Genomic DNA, 22,267 nt, shown 5'->3' with positions numbered 1-22,267 from the left:
TTATTTTAACAATTCTGCTATCCAATTAGAAATCTCTAATCTTTCGATGTTATTGTAATCTTCTTTAAACTCGAAAAAATCATTTTCCAAAACAATATTTTCTCTATCAATAACTTGAATCATTTTATCATTGTAAAATGGTTCTTGCTTTATATATGAATTTGTAGTTATTAATTTTTTCCCACTACCAATTGTTTCAATGGTTCTCATTGTCAAACCTGATTGCCATGGATGATTGATGTCAACTATACATTTTGATCTTTGATAATAATTAGTCATAACATCAAATGGAACCGTCTTAAAAATAAAAAAATCCGAGGGCAACAAAAACCTCTTAACATAAACCAGATAAAAATACATATAACGAGGATAGTAAACCTTGAAACAATATTTTAAATTATTTTTGTTTGCATATTCCGCAATCTTATCTAAAATTGTAATTCGATCACTATGCCAAATACCAATAAATAATAAGTCAATATCTTCTTCTGAAACCGAATTTGATTCTTTATTGTAAAACAATGGCAAATACGGTATTCCTAGTTCCTGTGCATCTGCACTGTCAAAAGTTTTAACCACATCAAAAAAAGGAATCATCCCTCTGAAATCAAAATTTTTGAAGGAATCCCATTGATACAAGATTTTTTTAAGATTAAAATTATTCTTTACATACTTCCAAAACTCAACATCTAACGTTTTTCCCCCAACAACAATCATTAAGTCATAATTACCATTCTGTAATTTTAACAAAACTTCATTTTGATACTTTGCTTTATATTTTTTTAGCAAATAATTTGACTTGGAAGAAAGTGTATACAAAAATCCCGAGTTTTTATCTTCCAAAAAATCTACCAAATAACCTTTTTTTTCCAGCGTTTTAATTATAAGATCATGGTAATTAAAGTAAACTGGAGCTATTAAAATAATATTGTTTTTCATCTAATAATTTAAATTTAATTGTTCTTGCTTTTTCCTTTCAACACCAAAAACAAAAAAAATCATTACTAATTTGAAATTTAATGCAGAACCTGGAAAAACATCATATTTTATTTGGACAACAAATAGTGTAATTGCAACAAAAAACAATAAATAATTAATTCCTTCACTTTTCTTGAATAATCTAGCGGTTCTGTTAAAAACAAAAATCCAAAAAACATAAACTGCTAAGCTACCTATTATTCCATAAACATATAAATTCCTCAAGTAACCCGAGTCTGTAAAAGTCCCCATGTAATGAACTCCATTTACAAACGTTCTATTGGGATCACCTATTAGGATTGTCTGCCAATCTGAGGGAATAACTGACAAATGGTTATTTAACAAATCATCTAAAGACTCACTTTTTGCAGAACCGTCATTACTCAAATTAATAAATATTTCGAATGCCCAATCAAAAGCCAAATCAATTTCATCCTTAATTTCAGAAAAAAATAAATTTATAATTATTGGTATTGAAAAAAAAATTACAAACATAATACTTAAAACATTTTTAGAATATTTTTTCAACCTTAAAGAGTTTTTGGGATAACGATTAATGAGTACAAAGAAAAAGATTAATCCAAATGACAACCCAACAAAAAAAGTACGTGCCGCTAAAATTCCACCACAAAATATTAACAAAAAAAATAAAACGTATTTAAAATATTTTACTTTGTTTCTTTCATTTAATATATATAGAAATATTAACATTATTGCAAATGAAAAGAATACAGACATTCCTAAAGTTCTATCGCTAGCTAAGGTTAGTCCTCTAAAAGAATCCTTTATTGTATCAGCCTTACTAAACAGTGCGAATTGTGGATTAGCTTCCATTACAGCAACAACAAAACTTTTCAAAGGCGGTATAAACAAAGACCCCACCATGATAAATGCTTGAATAATTGAGATAATAATAATATTTTTAATTAATTCATTTAATGAATACATTTTAAACAATACTATTATAAAATATGACCCCAACAAATACTCTATTACATAAAAAACTAAAACAGTTAAATAATAATCATCCTGAGTATTGTAAATTATTTTTAAAAGTATAAAAGTGATAATGTAAACAATAATAACTCCGAAGATATAATACAAATATTCTTTTGACAATTTTATCTTATCTACTTTTTTTAATAACAAAATTGTGATCAAATAAATTATTGCCGCAATAGAAATCAACTTACCTGATGAGAAAGGTATTTTAAAAAAATGCAATGGTATATTAAAAAAAAACAAAAATAAAACTAACTGAATACATAAAGTATTAATTAGATTACCCTTAATTCCTAAAAGAAATGATTTATTTTGCAATGTCTTTATTTTACATATTTTTATTTAAACAATCCTTTTTCTTTCATTTCAGCTATTGACTCTTCGTACCTACTTTCCTTTACTTCTTGAGTCAGTACCCAATCGGTAAATTCCTTAATTCCTGATTCAAAATTGTATTTTGGAGTAAAACCCAACAACGATCTAATTTTTGTCAAATCAGCATAATTGTGCCGTATATCTCCCAAACGATAATTCGCTGTAATGTTTACTTTGGTATTACTGCCGTAGTTTTTAATCAATTCATCGGCCACTGTAATCACATCAATCGCTTCTCCTGTCCCTACATTAAAAACTTCTCCATTGGCTTCTTCTTTTTCTAATCCCAAAATAGTGGCTGCAACAACATCTTCTATAAATACAAAATCACGGCTTTCTTTTCCATCTTCAAAAATATTGATCTCTTTTCCATTTTTGATTAAGGTTGAAAAAATTGACAATATTCCTGTATATGGATTTGACAACGATTGTCCAGGTCCATATACATTCTGATACCTAAACGCAACTGCTGCAATCCCAATAGTAGGGCAAACCGTCATAATCATTTGTTCCTGATTCTGTTTGGTAATGCCATAAACGGAAGATGGATGAATTTTTGATTCTTCATCGGTAGCAACCAATTGCAATGGTTTTGACAAACCAACATATTTAACATCAAAATCATTTAACGCCATATATTCATCGGTACGGTGCTTTGGATAAACCGCAGTATTCCACTCTTCCGACCAATATTTCCCTTCTCCATAAATAGATCGCGAGGATGCAACAACTACTTTTTTTATGTTATGATCATTATTAGCTAATAAATCTAGCATGATAGCTGTACCTCCAATGTTTACAGTAACATATTTTTCTATTTCATACATTGATTGACCTGTACCTGTTTCAGCAGCTAAGTGAACAATCACGTCTTGATTAAGAATCGCATTTTTCCAATCTTCTTTTGAAGTAACACAACCTTTAATAAATTTAACTTTATTTTTAATTTTTGAAAATAAAAAAGAATTTTCTTCAGGATTTTCGCCATGAATTTGTACTGATAAATTATCTAAAACAGTTATTTTATATCCTTTTTCAATAAGCTTTAGAGCCAAATTTGAGCCAATAAAACCGGCTCCTCCTGTTATTAATATATTTTTCATTATTGTTCTTTTATAAAATTTCCATTTTTATCTGTTTTTATCCATTTGTTATTTTCAAAACAGTAGCGTTTTATTATTTTGGCAGGAGTACCTACGGCTACGCAATAATCAGGAATATCTTTTGTTAACACAGAATTAGCTCCAATAACGCAATTCTTCCCAATTTTAGCACCAATCACACAGACATTTTCACCCAACCAAGATCCATCTCCTATAACCACAGTTCCAATTTGTTTTATTGGTTGGTGTATTATTGGTAAAGTTATATCTTCGTAACCATGCAGATTATCTGAAATATATACTTTATCAGCCGTTAATACATTTTTACCTATAACAATAGATTTTGTCGCATAAATATGATTAAAGTTCCCTATACAAGTACCCTCTCCAATTATTAATTCGCAATTTGGTTCCCCAGTATGGGGTACAGCTGCCAACCAAGTTTTATATGCTACATTAACACGGCTACCTATACTGATGTTTTCGATTCCGTTTAAATTTAATGGAAAAAGAACACTTGATTTATCCCCAAAATGTTTGAATTTAGACTTGTAAAACAATCTAAAAAAACGAATATATAATGATTTTAATAATCTTACCGAAAACATAATTTACAAATTAGAATGTTTCAATATAAAGGCATCTATGTTGTAAAATAAATTCAAATTTTCTTTTATTTTACTTTCTTCCCAATCCCACCATCTTATCTCCAAAAGTTTCTTTATTTGTTCTTCGGTGAAACGATAACGTATATGTCTTGCAGGCATCCCACCTACTATAGAATATGGTTTTACGTCTGAAGTAACTACAGAACCGGCTGCAACAACTGCTCCGTCCCCAATAACTATACCCCTCATAATAATCGCATTCATTCCAATCCAAACATCATTTCCTATTATGGGTATCGTTTTTTGAGGTTCACTAACATCATTTTCAACAAATCCATATTCTTTACTAGTAATAATTGGGCTAGTTGTAACCCATTCATAATTATGTCCAGAAACGCCTATAACCACTTGCCTAGCAATAGAACAAAACTTACCAATTATTGCTTCTTCTACATAACTCCTAGGTCCACTTATATATGAATAATCACCAAGACTTATGTTCCCTACTTCAGTTCCACTCCGAACCATTGTCTTTTTACCTAATTTAGTACTTGGTGACAAATTATAATTAAACACCTTCAAACCTTCAGTAAAATTCCTGTATTTCCAGTAGAAATAAAGCAATTTAATTTTAATAAAAGATTTCACATAACTAACAATATTTGTCATCATTATTTTTATTTTATTCTTATTTTAAAGTAAACAGATAGGAGGTAAAAAAATTTAAAAGAAAAATATATGTTAAAACATATCACAAAATTATTTAAGGAAAATGATTTGAATAAAAATATAAATGAAATAGATGCAATGTAAACGATTAAAGCTAAGATGTCACTCCAAAAAATCGGCTTCAATCGCACTATACTATTCAAATACAACGAAATAGGATCGCTTAACGTCCTGAAAATCAAACCAGGAAGAGCTAAAACTACCAAATGGACATAGGGAAGATGCTTTGGAAAGACCAGTCCTACGATTGGAGATGCCAAAATAATGATTATCATAGATACACTTAAACAATATCCTAAAGTTATTCTTGAATTCAATTTGATTACTTTATCAAAATTTGGTAAATCATTTTCAGAATAAAACTTAATTGCTTTAGGAAAAAACAAATTCAAAATAGAAGAAGGAACTAATACCCATAATGTTATTGTCAAAAAGACTAAGTACATCTTCCCTAAAGCTTCAGATCCCAAAAAAGCATTGACACTCCATCTTTCAATTTGCATATAAAGCAAAAAGAAAATCCCAGACAAAAAAGGAATGAATCCAAAACTCAGTATATATTTTATATATTTAATATCTAAATCAAATTTATTCGGAATTTCTTTATTGTCTGATGTAAAGACCACAAATACAAAAATTATTGGTTGTATAAGCAAACTTAACAATGCGCCATATAGTCCAAAATAATAGGCTAAAAGCAAACATAATAAACTCGCTAATGCACTAATACTGTTTGCAATGTTTAATCTTTTAAATTCACTTGCTCCAATCAAAGTATTTGTCAGCCAATTCGTTATCAGCATACAAACACCCATTATGTTTATTATTATAAGTAAAAACCAGTTTGTATAAAAACCTAAAAGGAATACAATTACAGAAAAGGCTGCTAACAAAATTGACAAAATCCCAAAGTAAGAAAATATAACGTTATTAACTTTCACATTTGAATCCGACTCTCGCAAAGCAATAATCCTATATCCACCATTAATCAACCCTATTTGAAACATTCCAATTAAAGATGCAGCAGTGCTAACTAAAGTAATAATCCCTAACTCATGAAAATCGAAGAATTTCATAAATGCAAAAGAACGCACAAAACCTAAAAAAGCAACGAAAATATTAATAGCTATAAAAACAAAAGATTGGTTGTTTTTAATATTTGCTTTAATATTCATTAATTTCTTTTTTACCATAAAAGACCTGTTCCTCTTTATTCATAAAATTTTCATATTTATTAAAAAACAAGGCAAGTCCTTTAGCCACATTTTCAGTATTCATTATCATATCTAATTCGATCTCATTTGCGACATTCCCATAAAAATCAGTAAACCCAACTTTATGCGAATCAAGGTAAGATAAAACAAACTTATTTAATTCATCGTCGTCCTCGTAATTAATACCTTTCAAATCATAAATCACAGTTCTAAAATCTTTAATATTACGAACATAGCTAACACGACTTGACACGTTATAAAATGCAGAGCCAAATGATATAATTTGTTTATTTAGTAATAAAGCTTCCAACCCAGCCGTCCCATTTAAGGTTATAACTCCTTTAGAATCATTTACGATTTTCTTTCCTGGCAAATGAGGTGCTAACAATTTTACGTTAGGAATATCTTGGATACGTTTATAGTCGGAAACATCCCTATATCCATACAGATGAGGATGATCTTTAACATACAACATTATGCCTGGTGGTAATTGTGAAGCAATATTCTCAATAAGTTTTACTTGATTTGAATAAATACCATCTGCCCAGTATAATACTACCGCTTCAGGTTCTAGGTGCAAAGGATAAAAATAAAAATCTGCATCAGACACGTATTCATCATATTTTATCTTTCTATATTCAATAAAATTTTTAATCCTTTTTGAATTTAGCCTACTATTATTTAAGAAATATTCAACATTATTTATAGCTCTGTCAATTTTTTTTCTCGAAATAAAACGCGACAATTGTTCTTTAATCGCAGATTTAAATATTTTAAAGTAAAAACTTAAACTTGGTTTTCCAGATCCTATAACATCAAAAAAAACATTATAATTAGACCTAAAATTTTCTAAAAACAACTGTATCCGTTCCTTATTCAACTCAATATCTTCATCCGTGATGCTATTGAATTTATTGATAAACTCAGTAGGGTATCCATTATCATGATCAACCATTATAAAATTATAATCAGCCTCTCCTTGAACCATTATATGGGTGGAATAAACCCCACCCTGCTGCTTACATAATACGGAAGCCATATGATTAAGCATTAACGATGTTGGTTCGTGTATAAAAAAATCTATTTTTAATTTTGAAAATATATTTTGCCATACTTTATGATAAATTGCAGTTATTTCTAATGCTTTATCATAATCCATGTTTAAGAAAGTTCTGTCACTTTGAATAGATCCATTGAGATTAAAACGACCATCCGTTTGATTAATAAAAAGACGGTCTATTTCTTCAATTAATGTATTACTCAGTTTAAACTTTTCTTTTTCAACTATGAATTCATTTTTTAAAATCCAAATGTTTGAAAGTCCGTAGTCATTAACTAGCACAGTTGCCTCCTCTTCCGAATAGGCGACATGTACAATATTATAATCAGTGATTAAATATTTATGAAGTTTTCCGTACAGATGAACTAATTCACATCTACTGAAAAATAAAATTGTTTTTTTTTGCATTTCAACTAGTTGATCTAAAATAATTTAGTTAGATATTAATCTTCTAAACCTTTACCCGCGACATTGTGTCTTAATTTCCAGTTTCCTTCTTCATCTTTACCCCATAAATGTGGAGATCTGAATTTATCACATAAATCATGAAACTCTTCAGCAGTCATACCTATATATTCCATAATATCATTAAAATATCGATCCGGAAACTCCCCATCAAATCGATTAACTAGCGCAACCCCTTCCTCTCTTGTCAAGTGCCTGTTTCTAATTTCCTGTGCAGCATCATAGGTAGCACGACCTATTCCAAATTTAATAAATGTGGTATAAAAATGTAAATCATCAATTTTGTCATCGATACCGCTATACTTACTGAAGGTGCCCTGAGTTCTATGAGGTCTTGCCTTGAAACCAGTGTTTTCAACAGCGTAGTAATATACCTCTTGTGGCGTCCACCTTAGATAATAACCCAAGTAATGCACTTCTATATTTGCTTTTTCTAGATCTTCTAGTTTTGGTGGTAGAAATGACATCAAATCACTTAATCGTACTTCATATTTTTCCATCAATTCTTTAATGGAAACACCTGCTAAATACACTTCGTCTAAATGCTCAAAACTAAAATAAGATTTATCACGTAATGAAGTGGTATTATCAGCTAAAGGGTTTCCGTATTCTGCCTCATTCTCTCCATAGAATATAAGATTGATCCCATGCTGAGCTGCAATCTTTGGAGCTAAATTCTTCTGCCCAAGAATAAATGTTTGAAATGGGTGCAACAAATTTTCAATAGACAATTTAGTCAACAACTTCATTACCTTACCATTACGATAAAAAGAAATATTATCAAAACCAGAATCTAACCAGTTTTTCCAGTTTTTCAGACCATAATCCGTATATAAAATAGGAGGCCGATGTAACTGTTAATGGATTCATATTGTACTTATATTTCAACACATGAGCCTGATATGCACTGTCTTTACCGCCACTTCCTGGAACAAGACAATCGTAAGAACCATCATTTTTTCTGTATTTATCAAGAAGAGCTACTAGCTCTTCTTCACGCATACCCCAATCGATATTATCCTTAATTTCGGCAGTTCTACAAGCATCGCAAACACCATGCTCATCAAAATTCATGGTAGTTTTTTTACTGTCTTTGGTGTGCTTAAATTCTACCGCCGATGTTGGACGCTGATTAGACATTACACATTTAGTACAAAACGTAACTTCTTCTGGCAATCCGTAATACGCCTCTAATTTTTTCTTTTCTGACATTACAATAAATTATTAATTAAAGCCCAATTTTTATAAATAGATATTCCTTTACTTGCACTTTTTTCTGGGTGAAATTGAGTGGCAAAAATATTGTTTTTAATAATGGACGAACAAAACTCGATTCCATCATAATTTGTTTTGGTTAAAATACAAGATTCATCAGAAGGCTTTACATAATAAGAATGTATAAAATACATAAAATCATTATTTTCTAATGCAGACAAAGCTGATTTGTCCCAATCTTGATTGGACTTATAGATAGTATTCCAAGCGATGTGGGGTACCTTAATTTTTCTATCCTCTAATTTTTCTGGAAATCTTTTAATTATCCCAGGAATTAAGTCCAAACCGTTTCCAGCACCAAACTCTTCACTTTCTGTAAAAAGCAATTGTTGACCCAAACAAATTCCAAATAAAGGAGTCCCATTATTTACTTTATCTTTAATTGCAGTATCTAATCCTAATTTTTTTAAATTATTCATAGCCTCAATAAAAGCACCTACTCCCGGTAAAATTAGAGCATCCGCTTTCAAGATATCTTCTCTTTCAGAACTAATTCTCGCATTTATTCCTACAGTATCACAGGCTTGCTTTACACTAAAAAGATTACCTAATTGATAATCGATAATAACTACATTTTTTTTTAAATTATCCATTATAATCTACATTCTATTTTATTATCAATCAACAACTTTTTTAAATCAGTTATAGTACACGGTTCAAAAGTATGAAAATTCCTTTTTTGGTTTAAAAATTCAACGTTCCCTTCCAATGAGGATGCTTTCGAATCATTTTCTTTTATAAAATGATAATGAAATAAGGAGGATATCATTACTGCATCCGCATTTCCTCCGTTCAGCAAATCTAACACCTGCTGCTGTTTTCCTGCTCCACCATGCGCTATTACGGGAATACTCACAAGGCTACTGATTTTAGAAATTAAATCCAAATCAAACCCTTGTCCTGTACCTTCATTATCAACAGAAGTAATAACTATTTCACCTGCACCTAATTCATCTACTTTTTGAGCCCATTCAAAAACATCAATACCTGTGTATTCACGACCATTATCTGTATAGGCAAAGTATTTACCATTACTTTCTTTGATTGCCTCAATAGCAACTACAATTGTAGAAGATCCAAACATTCTAGATGCATCTCTAATCAATTGAGGATTCTTAATAGCTGCTGTGTTTAAGCAAACTTTATCTGCGCCTACACGCAAGACTTCTTTTATATCCGAGATAGATCTTAAACCTCCACCAACCGTAATTGGAATAAATATTTTTTTAGCCGTTTCTGAAATAATATCATGAAGACTGTTGCGCTCGTACAACGAAGCTACAACATCCATAAACATCAATTCATCAGCGCCTTGTTCATAATAATATTTAGCAAAATCAGATGGCTTACCTAAAACTCGTAACCCTTCCAAATGGATACCTTTAACTAAGTTTGGCCCCTTAATATCTAACCTTGGTATAATTCTTACTGTTTTCATTGTTTATTTAAATAAAATTCTGCCAAAATCCAGTCAGCCATTGTATCTATATCAATACTCCTTTCTTCAGGCATTACTATTTTTTTTATTTTCTTAAATTCATTAATTGACCTATTCTTTAAAGCACTTACTTTTAACAAATACATAGAACCATTAAAAGCAAAAACATCAGGACAATCTTGTCGTCTTTGAAAATCTCCTTTTTTACTTTTATCTAAAAATCCAGATTCATTTTCTTCAAAAAGAGTAAAATAAGGGTTCTCTTTTGCTTTTTTAACACTAACCACCATTTCAACTTCATCATCATAACTTTGAATTAAAGTATCAAAATCATCTTGAGACCTAAAAGGAGATGTGGGTTGCAAAAGTAATACTAAGTCAAAACATTTGTTATTATCTTCATAATATTTAATTGCATGCATAATAACATCATAAGAATTGGCAGTATCAGAGGCTAACTCCTCTGGTCGAACGAATGGTACATCTATACGTAGACTTTTTGCTATATCTAAAACTTCTGCATCATTTGATGAAATACATAACTCATCCTCTTCTTTAATGTTTTTTAAAGCAAAATCAATAGTATGCGCAATCAACGGCTTATCTCCCAGAATTTTTACATTCTTACCTGGCAATCCTTTTGAACCTGCTCTTGCCGGTATTAAATAGAGTATTTTCATTACATTTTTATATGCTTAATATCAATTTGTGCTTTTTCAAAATCCTCGTGTTTGCCCACATCCAACCAATAACCCGAAAAAGGAAAAGAGATAACTTTCAGTTTATTCTTAATTAATTCTTCCATTAAATCAGTCGCATTGAAAAAAGTATCATGAGGAATATACCTCAACATTTCTTTTTTCATCAAGTAAATTCCGCCATTAGAATAATAGGTATAGGTTGGTTTTTCCTTAAAACTTCGTACTTCGCCGTTATTCGTTTCCAAAACGGCATAAGGAATATTCACTTGGTAGGGAATTGTCAACACTGCTAAATCAGCATCTTGATTAATAAACTCCAGGAAAAACTGTTCGTAATCGATATTGGTTAATAAATCGGAATTGGTTACCAATATATAATCGTGTTCAAAATTTTTAATTTGAGAAACTGCTCCAATAGTTCCTAGCGGTTCGTTTTCCCAAACATATTCTATTTTTACATTTTTTTCTATTCCTTGACCAAAGTGATTTTCAATTTGCTCACCTAAATATTTAACAGAAATCCAAAAATCATCTATCCCAAATAAAGCCAATCGGTCCAGATTATGCTCCATAATCGCCTTATTTCCTACTTTTAAAAGTGGCTTTGGAACAGTATCCGTCAAAGGCTGCAAACGTTGCCCTCTACCTCCTGCCATGATTACGGCATCGATAGGTAAATAAGACTTTATTTTTCTAAAATTGATAACATTGACAATGCTATGATTTTCATCAACTACAGGTACAATTCTGAAATCACCTTCGCGGTATTCAATAATTTTTTCCAGATTATTTTCTCCTTTGGTAATATATCGTGGATCATCCTGAATAATTTCATCAACAAAACTATCTATTGTAAAACCTTTAAGTAATCCCCGTCTTACATCTCCATCCGTTAATGCACCTATTAATTTAGCTTCTGCATCAACAACAAATAATATAGCGTCAGGAGCCAATTCATTAAATTGAAGTAATGCTTCTTTTATACTACTCCCTAAAAGAATTAAATGGTCTTTGTACATTCTCATAAAAATTCTTTTACAATTTTAATTATATTATCAACAACTCCAACTTTGAAATAAACATTTTTCCCATTGTATTTTTCAAAACTCATGGCTTTTGCAGCACCTGTAACCATAGCCGTTGCTTCAAATTCACAATTCAAAACATTATCACTTTGAACCCTTCCTTTTTGTCGATCTCCCACATTTACCACATACTTCCCAAATGAAGCCGCTTCCAAAATTCCGCTTGAGGTATTCCCAATCAAAATTTTGGCATAATGCATCGCTGAGAAATAATTAACTTTACCAAAGTTTTCAATCAACAAAAATCGCTTAGGAAATTCCTCCTTCAATTGTTCAATGACTTCTCTGTAAACCGACCCCTGTGTGTCAGCATTTGGCATTGTGATAATTACAAATATTTTTTTTGAAATCGATACCAAGGCATTTTTCATTTCTTGGGCATATCTACCATTATCCTGTAAAGACATTGTTTCTGGATGAAAAGTCGCTAAAGCAAATTCTTCATTGGGTATAGTAAACTTTTCGAAGAAAACAACTCGATCTATAGGGACAAAGGATTTAATATCATTTAAACTCAACGATCCAACATAATAAACACCTTCCGAAGAACCTAACAAATCGATTACTTTTTCTCTAAAAACTTCAGTAGCAGTAAAATGCAACTGTGCTGCTAAAGTAATTTGATGGCGGTAAACATTGTCTATTGCTCCCAATGTGGTTTCTCCTCCGTGTATATGAGCAAATTTTACTCCACAAGGAATTCCTGCCTGCACAGCAGCACTCATTTCAAAACGATCTCCCAAACAAAACACCAAATCATAGGTATGACTCGCCCAAAAGTCCGCAAACTTCAATACGGTCAAACCATAAGATGACGCAATAGATTGTTCATCATCATTTGAAATCAATGAAGAAATGGTATGAATACAAGTATATTTATCCTTCTCTATATCCTTTACCGTATATCCGTGGCTTTTTGACAAATGAGTCCCGAAAGCAATAATCTCCATTTCAAAAAAAGAATCACTTTTCATTTTTTGAAGCAATGGAAGATATATCCCATAATCGGCTCTTGAACTGGTTAATATTCCTATTCTCATATAAAATCTGATACTAATAATTTATCAAATTCGTTTTTGTCGACATTTAACTTTTTGCCTATAATATTTTCCCATTCCATTGGAGAAATTCCGTCTCCTGGTCGTAATGAAATAATATCATCATCGGTAATAGTATGTCCTTTTGATAAACTCTTATTAATATGAATACTTTTTCTGGCTATCGCTATGTTCTTTGTTTCACTTTCGCTTGGTTTTTTTTCACCATCACCACTCATTGCCAATTCTATGTTGCGTATTGCGGTAACCATCTCCTTTAATTCCGTCGGTTCTAATGAGGCCACATGATCTGGACCTGGTAAAGTTCTATCCAAAGTAAAATGTTTCTCAATTATTGTTGCTCCCAATGCAACTGCTGCAATAGGTACCTCGATACCAAGTGTGTGGTCTGAATATCCTATTTGTACCCCAAAAGTTTTTTGAATAGCCAACATTGCTTTCAAATTGACATCTTTCATAGGCGTTGGATACTCGGTATTGCAATGTAAAATGGAAATAGCCTCTTTTTTTAAACCAAATTTCACTAAAACATCTAGCGCCTGTTTGATTTCAATTTCAGAACACATCCCTGTTGACATAACAACTGGTTTACCGCATAAAGCAACCGCTTTCAAGTAGGGATAATTGGTTATTTCGCCACTTGGAATTTTAAAAAACGAAAGCCCCAAATCATTTAGATAATTCACCCCTTCGACATCAAATGCCGTAGAGAAAAATTGAATTTTTCTTTCTGCGCAATAAGACATTAACTCCAAATGATTTTCATGACTCAACTCCAAATTTTTCAACATAGCATATTGAGAGTCATCACCGTCATTGATATTAACAGTCTGATATTCCGCTTTTTTAGCCGATTTACTTACTAAACTATCTGCTTTAAAAGTCTGAAATTTAACATAATCTACGCCAGCATCTACCGCCACATCAATTAGCTTTTTAGCTACTTGAATGTCTCCGTTATGATTTACGCCAGCTTCGGCTATAATAATTACTTTGTTCATATTTAGATTATTCTACCTGGATTACCGACTACTATTTTACCATCAGGTATATTACTAATAATGACGGTTCCAGATCCTATTACAACATCTTTTCCAACAAAAATACCTTGTTTTATTACCGCATTAGCACCCACAAATGTTCTTTCTCCAATACTAACACTTCCTGCTAAAACTGCTCCTGGTGCGATATGAACCGCATCCGCTAAAACACATTCGTGCTCGATGATACAGCCGGTATTTAAGATTACATTTTTTCCAACTACTGCAAGAGCATTGACAACAACATTTTTATTAATAAAACTACCATTCCCAACAACAACACTCTTTGAAATGTTAGCCGTTTTATGAATAATCGTTTCGACTGTCTTTCCTTTGATTTCAATTAAATTGGCAATATTTTGTCTCAACGTATTATCCCCTATTCCAAGAACAAAAGAAACATCCTTCTGCCATCCAATAAAATCGTCATCTTTTTCAAATCCTAAATAAGTTAAATTATAAGGGTCTGCATCCGATTTCTCTTTATCAGAATAACCGATAATATCAAAGCCATTATCCAAAGCCGTTTCAGCAACCACATATGCATGCCCTGAATAACCGATAACAATTACTTCCCTATCTAACACTACTCGGTATATTTACAATTCGTTCTTCTAAGAATTCCGCATTTACATTCTTATCTCTCTGACAATGGGCATACATCGGCAAACGATACATCAACTGCCATATTGGTCGGGTCATCACTCCATTTGCATTAGTTGTTTCCAAAAACAAATCACGTTCAGACTTATTTTCCAACTCCACACACATTAACCAATAGTTTGCCTTGGTTTCAGGTGTTTCGGTTCTGAATTGTATGCCTTTTGTTGCAAAGAAAGATTGATACTCTTTGACTAATGTTCTTTTATTTTCTAAAAAACCATCCAACTGTTCCAATTGTGCACATGCCAAAGCGGCATTCAAATTGGGCATTCTAAAATTATATCCCATTTCATCATGAACATATTCATAAGGATGAGGAACTTTTGCTGTAGTTGTTAAATATTTACCCTTTTCTCCTATTGAAATATCATTGGTAACAATTGCACCACCACCACCACAAGTCACAATTTTATTTCCATTGAAAGAAAAAACCCCCACTTTTCCTAAACTGCCTGTTGGTTTTCCTTTATATTCGCTACCTAATGATTCTGCAGCGTCTTCTACAACTGGTATTTTCCAAGCATTACAAACGGTAAGCAGTTCATCTAAATGAACCGGAAAACCAAAAGTATGCATCGGAACACAGGCACTTATTTTTTTACCGGTTTTTTTATTATAACAACCGTCTTCCCGCAAATCACCATACTCTTCTAAAAATGTAGCAACTGCTCTTGGAGACAATCCCATGGTATCTAAATCAACATCTAAAAAAACAGGAGTCGCGTTTTGGTAAGCTATAGCATTGGCAGTAGCCACAAATGTTAACGCTTGCGTTATTACCTCATCACCCTGTTTTACCCCCACTAAACGCAAGGCCACTTGAATTCCAGCAGTGCCATTGACAACAGCAACAGCTTTTTGAGTTTCGGTAATGGTTTGCATCATCGACTCAAATTGATCTACATAAGCACCTACAGAGGATACAAAAGTAGAATCAATCGTTTCCATTAAATATTTTTTTTCGTTACCTCCAAAATGAGGAACGTGTAACGGTATAAAAATTTCGGTCTTATATTGATTCTTTATAAACGAAATAACTGAATTGAAATCTGCCATAATTACATTTTTGAATCTAAATATTTACCCGCTTCTCTATGTCCAAAATTAGGAATCATACCATGAAATAAAGAGACAATTCCCTCTTTACTCCATGTTTTATCTATTTTCATCTGAGCAATTTTGGAGGTGAAATTTTCTAATTTAGATGGGTCAAAATTAGCTTCGTTTTTAATAACACCTAAATTTTCAAATCGTTCCATATCCAAAACCTCACTATCGGTAAAAAACTCTTCAAAATCTTTTTCTCCTGTGGTGTCACTGGCTGTAAACAGACAAGGCCATTTTTTTTGTGCGATCAAATCATCAACACTATTTCTAGCTTCCTCTTCCGATTCACACAAATAGTATTCGTACCCAATTTCAGCAAGATATTTTACTGCAATATCGGCAAAGGAAATCAAATGCAAATTCTCACTCAACTTTGGAAAAAAAATATCCCTGTTTTCTCCAAAAATACAGGACATAAGACATAATTCACCTGATTCTTTTGGAGTTACAAAATAACGTTTAATATCATTGGGAGCCACTATAGGCTGTTTTTTCAAAATACGTTGATTGAATCCATGTAATAAAGAACCATCCGAAAAAGCTACATTGGCAAAACGGGCAGTGGAAATTTTTATTTGTTGGCTCTTACGCATCAAATACATTTCCATAATGCGTTTGGAAGCCCCCATCATATTTACAGGATTGGCTGCCTTATCTGTCGAAACACAGAAATACTTTTTGGTTCCATTTTCGATGGATTGCTGTAAAGTTTTCTCTGTATTGAAAACATTTACGTCTATCATTCGCATCAAAGTAAATGGATCTTTTTCGCTTCGTACATGCTTTAAAGCTGAAAGATTTAAAACATAATCGTATTTACCATCCGCTTTGATAAAAGCATCGTATTCAATAGATCCAATATCCAGGGCAAAGGTTTGAAAATCCCCATCAATATAACCATACGAACTTCTCAAATCACGAACCAATTCCACCATATTGTTTTCGCTGATATCGACAACATGCAACTTAGATGGGTTACGTTTGAATATTTCTCTAGTTACCGCTTGACCTATGGATCCCGCTCCACCAATTACCAAAAAGGAAGAACTACTAACAATTGCAGATAATTCATTTTCATAAGTTGAAATATCTTTTTCAAACATTTCTTCTTCTCTACCTATTAATTTGAGGATATTCATTTGTATTTACTTAAAGTATATTCACTATTTAAAAACATTATTGAGTTATCGATTTCAGCAACCTTCTCACTATCAATCCCAACACTACCAAAAAACCCGCTAAAACTCCTCCCATCACAATTCCTTTCGCCTTCCCAAACTTTTCTTTCTTCAAAGGTAAAATGGGTTGATCAATAACTTGAATTAAAGGCGTTTCTTTACGCAACGTTACTTTGGCTAATTCCGTTTGTTTGACCAATTCAGTCAATATCGCCGTATTCGCCTGCACATCCACCTGTCTTCGGGCAGATGGAGCACGACGTACATTCATAGCAGGATTCAATCCAAATGTATTGTCATTAGCCACGGCTACACCAGTAATGGCACCATTGAGTGCCCCACGAATAGAATCCGTTTGACGTTCCAAAATAGCCATATTCATTCGCGCTTTCTTACTTTTGGTATCAATATAAAAATCGGATACTTCTTTTACCAAAGATTCAGTAAAATATTTAGAGAACAATTCATTGGTAGAAGAAACATCAATTGTAATGATTGCTATTTTCTTATCTTTTTGACCGACGACTAAACCATTTGTAGACAAATTTTGATACATAACCCCTAAAATACTGTCATGGACTCGGGTGAAGTACTTTCTCTTGGTATCGGGCAAAAACTGGATAGCTTTGTATTTTGGTGTATCGTTCCATTGGTCTCTCCATCCATTATTCTGAATATACATTTCCGCCAAAGATATAGCCTTTCCATCAACTAAAACGGGACTCAACAACGTTTTCTCTACTATAGCACGGGATTTGAACAATTCCGTCAAATTAGAGCCGGTAAAAATACTTCCGCCGCCGCCGCCAAGATCTAAGCCAAGCGAACTAGCCAAACCAAGTGCGCCACCTAAACCACCACCTTTTTCATCTTCCAAAGCAAAAGACAAACTGGCCGTGTACACTGGTTTTTTACTAAAAGAATAGGCAAGACCCAATCCAGCGCCTACAATCCCCGCCAAAACAATAACCTTCCATTGCGAAAGCAAATAAGAAAACCATTCCTTTCCTTTTTCTATTAATTCCTTTAACGATATTTCGTCGTTAATATGTTGTTCGTTCATATATTTTTATTATTCGATGGTCGATTTCGGTTTGGTATTTTTCGATGTTCGTTATCACTTTTCTCTAGACGATAGATAGAGTACAATAGACGAAAACTCCTTCTTATTGAACCCTCACTGAAAACTGATTACTATCTCAATATCGCTATAATAACTCCAGCCAAACTGGCCAAAACTCCCGCTATACTTACAAATTCTCCCGTACTCATCTTTTTGGTCTCTGGTTTTTCAGGAACAATAATCTGCGACCCTGGAGTCACCTTTGGGTAATTTTTGAAAAACAAGAAAGAACTCGCTACATCCGCTTTTCCATTTGGATAAATAATATACGCTTTCTTCTTCCACCCTTTAGCATCAATACCACCGGCAGCATTGATATAGTAACGGAATCCTTTTTTCTGGTCATACGGAATCTCCGAAGTCAACAACACATTTCCAGTCACTTTAACTCCTTCATTGAAGGCAACCACTTCTATTTCATCTCCTGGAAACAAAGTGACATTAGTATGGGTTTTAGGATTTTTGATAATCGACTTCCAATCCACGGGAATAGTCGCATATTTCAAATCTTCTTTTAATTTTTTCTCTAATTTATTTTGAATGCTGTCCTTCTCACCTAGGTTTAGGTTTATATTTTCCAAGGCTTCAATTTGTTTCGCTTGAATGGGTCTTTTGATGCGGACTCCTTCTACATTAGCAACCGAAGTTAATCCGCCGGCTCTTTGAATCACATCATACACACGGTCTTTTTTACCGGCCAATACATATTTGCCAGCATAATGTACTGCTCCACTAACCACAACAATCTCAGGTTTTTCATATACCGCCATTTTTCGGATATTGACCACATCAAAAGGAAGCAACGCAAAATTTTTAGCCTGCTCATTATTGGTGGCTGAAATCTCGATATTAAACAATTCTACTTTATTCGGATTCGAATCATCGATCTCCTCTGATTGTATCATTCGGGCAATCTCCACCCTTTTAGAGGCCGAACCACTTAAACCGCCTGCTTGCACCAACAAATCATTTAAGGTCAAATTCTCATAATAATCATAAATACCCGGTTTTTTTATTTCTCCGTCAATGGTTATTTTAAACTCTTCCACAAAGTCCAATATAGAATAGACCGTTACTACATCTTCTTTTTTCAACGCTACATCTGCTTCCAAGTCTCCGGATAAGGCTTTCGCCAAATTAACGTTGACGATTTCAGTGGTAAGATCCGATTGCAAACGAATAATTCGGGCTCTGTTGTTGTAAGCATCTTCCTTTAAACCATCGGCTTTGCTGATTAGGTCAGAAATACGCATGCCCTCATAAAAGGAGTATGTATCCGGTCTAAACACGGCACCCTCAATTTTAATTCGGTTTTCAAAACGGCTTAAAATTTTAGAAACGCGAAACACATCGCCTGACAGCGGTTTATAGGTATTAAATTCAGAATCCTTAATATCTGTTACTTTGAATTCCTTATTCGTTTTTTGCAACACATTTACAGAGGCCGTGTAAGCAAATTCATTAAACCCGGAAGCGAAAGACACTAAAGTACTGAAAGTCTCGCCTTTCTTCATTTCAAAAATTCCAGGACGCTTGACCTGACCCTCTACTGTTACCCTTTGACTGTACGCTGGAATGCGAATGACATCATTATCCTTCAGACCTACATTGTCAGACTGGTCTCCATTAACCAAAAAACGATAAATATCTATATTTTTATATACCTTATTGTCTCGCAACAATTCAATATTTCTGTAACTACCGTTCTTTCCCGGACCTCCACCTAAAAACAAGGCATTGTAAACGGTTGCTAAAGAGGAAATAGAATAATTTCCCGGCTGCTTACTGCCTATTATCGTTACTCGGATTGTTCTAATTCTGCTAAGACTCACACCCACCTGTGACTGACCGGACGCAACTGTGCTATACACCCGCGCAATGGCACCTTTGATCTTTTGAGTAGCCGCTTCAATAGTCATTCCCGAAACGGAAATCTGACCTACATATTGAATAACAACTTTACCTTCTGTAGTAACCGGCACCGATGCATTAAATTCCTGAACACCATAAACGCTGATTTGCAATTCATCACCAGGTCCTAGGACATAATTCATTGGGGTCGCTAATTTCAAATTAGGCTCGAAATTTAGAGTAGGATTATCAAAAAGCTCTGAACCAAAGATTAACGCATTGACAGTATCTTTTACCTTCTTATTGACAATTTTTTCCTGTTTTCTGCTAAGCTCTTTGGTAGCTGCTTCATTCTCTGAATCATCACTTATTCCAGAAGTTGCTCCATTGGTTTGCTGCAAACGAATTTTCAATTTAGCAAATTCAGCTGCGGGCATTCCTTTTGCTAAAGACATAGGCTCAGCTTGCTCAATAGTCAAATTATTAGACTGCAACTGCATTTTTATTTTTGAAATATCACCATCGGATAAATTATCCACTTTAAGTGTACTTAAGTCAGCACTTTTTAATAAATCTTGAGCTACCACAGTAGTCGAGTAGAAAAAAGCGATAAAAAGGATAAGAACAGTAATTATTTTTTTCATAAAATGGTGTGTGTGTAAATTTATGCTGTGCAACTGTTGGCAATTAATACTAGGGAAGCAATGTGAGGTCCAGAATAAAAAAGAGAGTAAAAATGTACTAGAACGATACAATTACTTTTCTGGTTCTAATTTCTTCAAAAGCACTTAAAGCGAAATAATCATTGCTAGAAATTCCTAGTACGCATTTTTCATCTTTATATTGTTGTCAAAAATCACCACATGATATGGCTTCGCCATTGCAAGTCCCAATTAGGAATTTGCGCTAGACATAAAACGGCAAATTTATAGTAAATAATTAGACTATTATAAATTTTGTTTACAAAATTCACAGTTTTAATTAAAAAATACCACTTCATTTTAAAGTGATTTTTCTTGCATATTATTAAATAAAAGATATACTAAAAAAATTCAATTGATACGAATTCACTTATAAAGCTAACAAAAATAGTACTTCGCGATACATCGACCGTATTAGTAATTAATGATTTGTTGGATACAATTACTAAAAATTGAAAACAGCAATAAATTAAAAAAAACGAAACATAGTAGAGATACTAAAAAAAACTGAAGAGACCTGTTTTTGGGATGAAAAAGCCATTTTTTTTCTAAAATAAAAAAACTTTCCCTATTAATGAACCTATCCTTATCGCCTTCTGAACAGCGCATAGTCGATGTGGTCAAGCTATAAAATCTTATGAATACAAAGCGCTTGTAACTCATCTATACAAACGCAAAACATAGCAAGAAGCTTTTACAATTGTTTTTTTTCTACTTTAAGCACGCAGCCCAAAGATTCCAACACCAGCAGGTAATGGCTCTGCTTGACTTCTTGTACAATAGCCTCTTGGTCAATAAATGGTCCCGACTCCAAAACAATTTTATCCCCTTTGCGCCAAGTTTCTATAGCAATTTCAAATGTTTCCGGTACCGAAAGCCAATTCTGAATGGCTTCAATTTCAATATCTTTAACTTCTGCCGGTTTACCTAACCAAAACAAATAGCGAATAGCCCCAGGTATGTCAAAAACCTGACTCCGATCTTTATCCGCTATCTGAACAAAAATATAAGAATTAAACAAAGGCACCATGACCTTTTTTTACGGTCGGACCATTGACTAATTTTTGCAATCAAAGGACAATAGGCAACGACTCCCATTTCAGTCAATCGCTCCGCCACTTTTTTCTCCCATTTGGGTTTGGTGTATACAACGTACCAACTCATATTTTTCCAGTATTGGTTATTCTTTTATTATTTCAATGGAACTGCAGTCCAATGCCTTCAGTACAATTTTTAAACGCCCTAAAAAAATCAAAAACCACAAAAAACCACGGTGAGCAATTTTATAAAATAGCGACAGCGGCTTTATAAAAACGTATCGAGAACCATCTGTAATCAAAACTTCTCGAGAACCCACGACCGTCAGTTCGAGTGTTTTTATAAAATAGCGACAGCGGCTTTATAAAAACGTATCGAGAACCATCTGTAATCAAAACTTCTCGAGAACCCACGACCGTCAGTTCGAGTGTTTTTATAAAAGAGCGACAGCGGCTTTATAAAACGTATCGAGAAC

22 protein-coding genes are annotated in these 22,267 nt (G+C 33.0%); all 22 read right to left on the bottom strand.

What is annotated here, in order from left to right; genetic code table 11:
• The 22 genes from AC0J6S_RS07760 to AC0J6S_RS07655 all read right to left on the bottom strand — a co-directional run bounded on the left by AC0J6S_RS07760 (position 1) and on the right by AC0J6S_RS07655 (position 21,918).
• Complete coding sequence (locus AC0J6S_RS07760; protein ID WP_474956168.1) at positions 1-939, bottom strand: WaaS/CpsH family glycosyltransferase; 939 nt, start codon at positions 937-939, stop codon at positions 1-3.
• Positions 940-2,298: a hypothetical protein gene (locus AC0J6S_RS07755; RefSeq protein WP_474956167.1), complete on the bottom strand. Its 1,359-nt coding sequence runs from the start codon at positions 2,296-2,298 to the stop codon at positions 940-942.
• 20 nt (positions 2,299-2,318) lie between these two features.
• Positions 2,319-3,458 (bottom strand): NAD-dependent epimerase/dehydratase family protein, encoded by a 1,140-nt coding sequence (locus AC0J6S_RS07750; RefSeq protein WP_474956166.1) that lies wholly within the window; start codon positions 3,456-3,458, stop codon positions 2,319-2,321.
• Entirely contained in the window at positions 3,458-4,066 is a 609-nt protein-coding gene (locus AC0J6S_RS07745; protein ID WP_474956165.1) for an acyltransferase, read from the bottom strand. Before AC0J6S_RS07745 ends, AC0J6S_RS07750 begins: the two co-directional genes overlap by 1 nt.
• A 3-nt stretch (positions 4,067-4,069) precedes the next feature.
• Positions 4,070-4,738 carry a CatB-related O-acetyltransferase gene (locus tag AC0J6S_RS07740; protein ID WP_474956164.1) on the bottom strand — a complete coding sequence of 223 codons (669 nt, stop codon included), beginning with the start codon at positions 4,736-4,738 and terminating at the stop codon, positions 4,070-4,072.
• A gap of 5 nt (positions 4,739-4,743) precedes the next feature.
• Positions 4,744-5,970, bottom strand: coding sequence for an MATE family efflux transporter (locus AC0J6S_RS07735; protein ID WP_474956163.1), 1,227 nt, complete (start codon positions 5,968-5,970; stop codon positions 4,744-4,746).
• Positions 5,960-7,477, bottom strand: a complete 1,518-nt coding sequence (locus AC0J6S_RS07730; RefSeq protein ID WP_474956162.1) for a capsular polysaccharide export protein, LipB/KpsS family — start codon at positions 7,475-7,477, stop codon at positions 5,960-5,962. Before AC0J6S_RS07730 ends, AC0J6S_RS07735 begins: the two co-directional genes overlap by 11 nt.
• A gap of 35 nt (positions 7,478-7,512) precedes the next feature.
• Positions 7,513-8,352, bottom strand: coding sequence for an adenine nucleotide alpha hydrolase family protein (locus AC0J6S_RS07725; RefSeq protein ID WP_474956339.1), 840 nt, complete (start codon positions 8,350-8,352; stop codon positions 7,513-7,515).
• Positions 8,315-8,746 (bottom strand): hypothetical protein, encoded by a 432-nt coding sequence (locus AC0J6S_RS07720; RefSeq protein WP_474956161.1) that lies wholly within the window; start codon positions 8,744-8,746, stop codon positions 8,315-8,317. The genes AC0J6S_RS07725 and AC0J6S_RS07720 overlap by 38 nt, the downstream gene beginning before the upstream one ends.
• Positions 8,746-9,402: an imidazole glycerol phosphate synthase subunit HisH gene (hisH, locus tag AC0J6S_RS07715; protein ID WP_474956160.1), complete on the bottom strand. Its 657-nt coding sequence runs from the start codon at positions 9,400-9,402 to the stop codon at positions 8,746-8,748. The genes AC0J6S_RS07720 and hisH overlap by 1 nt, the downstream gene beginning before the upstream one ends.
• Entirely contained in the window at positions 9,402-10,247 is an 846-nt protein-coding gene (gene hisF, locus AC0J6S_RS07710; RefSeq protein ID WP_474956159.1) for an imidazole glycerol phosphate synthase subunit HisF, read from the bottom strand. The genes hisH and hisF overlap by 1 nt, the downstream gene beginning before the upstream one ends.
• The gene (locus AC0J6S_RS07705) at positions 10,244-10,927 is read right to left on the bottom strand and encodes an acylneuraminate cytidylyltransferase family protein (RefSeq protein WP_474956158.1); all 684 of its coding nucleotides are present in this window, start codon (positions 10,925-10,927) and stop codon (positions 10,244-10,246) included. Before AC0J6S_RS07705 ends, hisF begins: the two co-directional genes overlap by 4 nt.
• The gene (locus AC0J6S_RS07700) at positions 10,927-11,973 is read right to left on the bottom strand and encodes a nucleotidyltransferase family protein (protein ID WP_474956157.1); all 1,047 of its coding nucleotides are present in this window, start codon (positions 11,971-11,973) and stop codon (positions 10,927-10,929) included. The genes AC0J6S_RS07705 and AC0J6S_RS07700 overlap by 1 nt, the downstream gene beginning before the upstream one ends.
• Positions 11,970-13,073: a UDP-N-acetylglucosamine 2-epimerase gene (gene neuC, locus AC0J6S_RS07695; protein ID WP_474956156.1), complete on the bottom strand. Its 1,104-nt coding sequence runs from the start codon at positions 13,071-13,073 to the stop codon at positions 11,970-11,972. Before neuC ends, AC0J6S_RS07700 begins: the two co-directional genes overlap by 4 nt.
• On the bottom strand, positions 13,070-14,092 hold the full coding sequence (gene neuB / locus AC0J6S_RS07690; RefSeq protein ID WP_474956155.1) for an N-acetylneuraminate synthase: 1,023 nt from the start codon (positions 14,090-14,092) through the stop codon (positions 13,070-13,072). Before neuB ends, neuC begins: the two co-directional genes overlap by 4 nt.
• 2 nt (positions 14,093-14,094) lie before the next feature.
• On the bottom strand, positions 14,095-14,718 hold the full coding sequence (locus AC0J6S_RS07685) for a NeuD/PglB/VioB family sugar acetyltransferase (protein ID WP_474956154.1): 624 nt from the start codon (positions 14,716-14,718) through the stop codon (positions 14,095-14,097).
• The gene (locus tag AC0J6S_RS07680; protein WP_474956153.1) at positions 14,708-15,850 is read right to left on the bottom strand and encodes a LegC family aminotransferase; all 1,143 of its coding nucleotides are present in this window, start codon (positions 15,848-15,850) and stop codon (positions 14,708-14,710) included. The genes AC0J6S_RS07685 and AC0J6S_RS07680 overlap by 11 nt, the downstream gene beginning before the upstream one ends.
• Positions 15,851-15,852: 2 nt before the next feature.
• The gene (locus tag AC0J6S_RS07675; protein WP_474956152.1) at positions 15,853-17,040 is read right to left on the bottom strand and encodes a UDP-N-acetylglucosamine 4,6-dehydratase; all 1,188 of its coding nucleotides are present in this window, start codon (positions 17,038-17,040) and stop codon (positions 15,853-15,855) included.
• A gap of 37 nt (positions 17,041-17,077) precedes the next feature.
• Positions 17,078-18,142: a Wzz/FepE/Etk N-terminal domain-containing protein gene (locus AC0J6S_RS07670; RefSeq protein WP_474956151.1), complete on the bottom strand. Its 1,065-nt coding sequence runs from the start codon at positions 18,140-18,142 to the stop codon at positions 17,078-17,080.
• 131 nt (positions 18,143-18,273) lie between these two features.
• Positions 18,274-20,697 carry an SLBB domain-containing protein gene (locus tag AC0J6S_RS07665; RefSeq protein WP_474956150.1) on the bottom strand — a complete coding sequence of 808 codons (2,424 nt, stop codon included), beginning with the start codon at positions 20,695-20,697 and terminating at the stop codon, positions 18,274-18,276.
• 751 nt (positions 20,698-21,448) lie between these two features.
• Positions 21,449-21,784, bottom strand: a complete 336-nt coding sequence (locus AC0J6S_RS07660) for a UpxY family transcription antiterminator (RefSeq protein ID WP_474956149.1) — start codon at positions 21,782-21,784, stop codon at positions 21,449-21,451.
• On the bottom strand, positions 21,745-21,918 hold the full coding sequence (locus AC0J6S_RS07655; protein WP_474956148.1) for a transcription termination/antitermination NusG family protein: 174 nt from the start codon (positions 21,916-21,918) through the stop codon (positions 21,745-21,747). The genes AC0J6S_RS07660 and AC0J6S_RS07655 overlap by 40 nt, the downstream gene beginning before the upstream one ends.
• Between the last annotated feature and the right edge of the window lie 349 nt (positions 21,919-22,267).

This window comes from Flavobacterium sp. TS_SC_5, from assembly GCF_056156265.1.
Note: the sequence above shows the minus strand (reverse complement) of the source record. Positions and strands in the feature narration are given on the sequence as shown.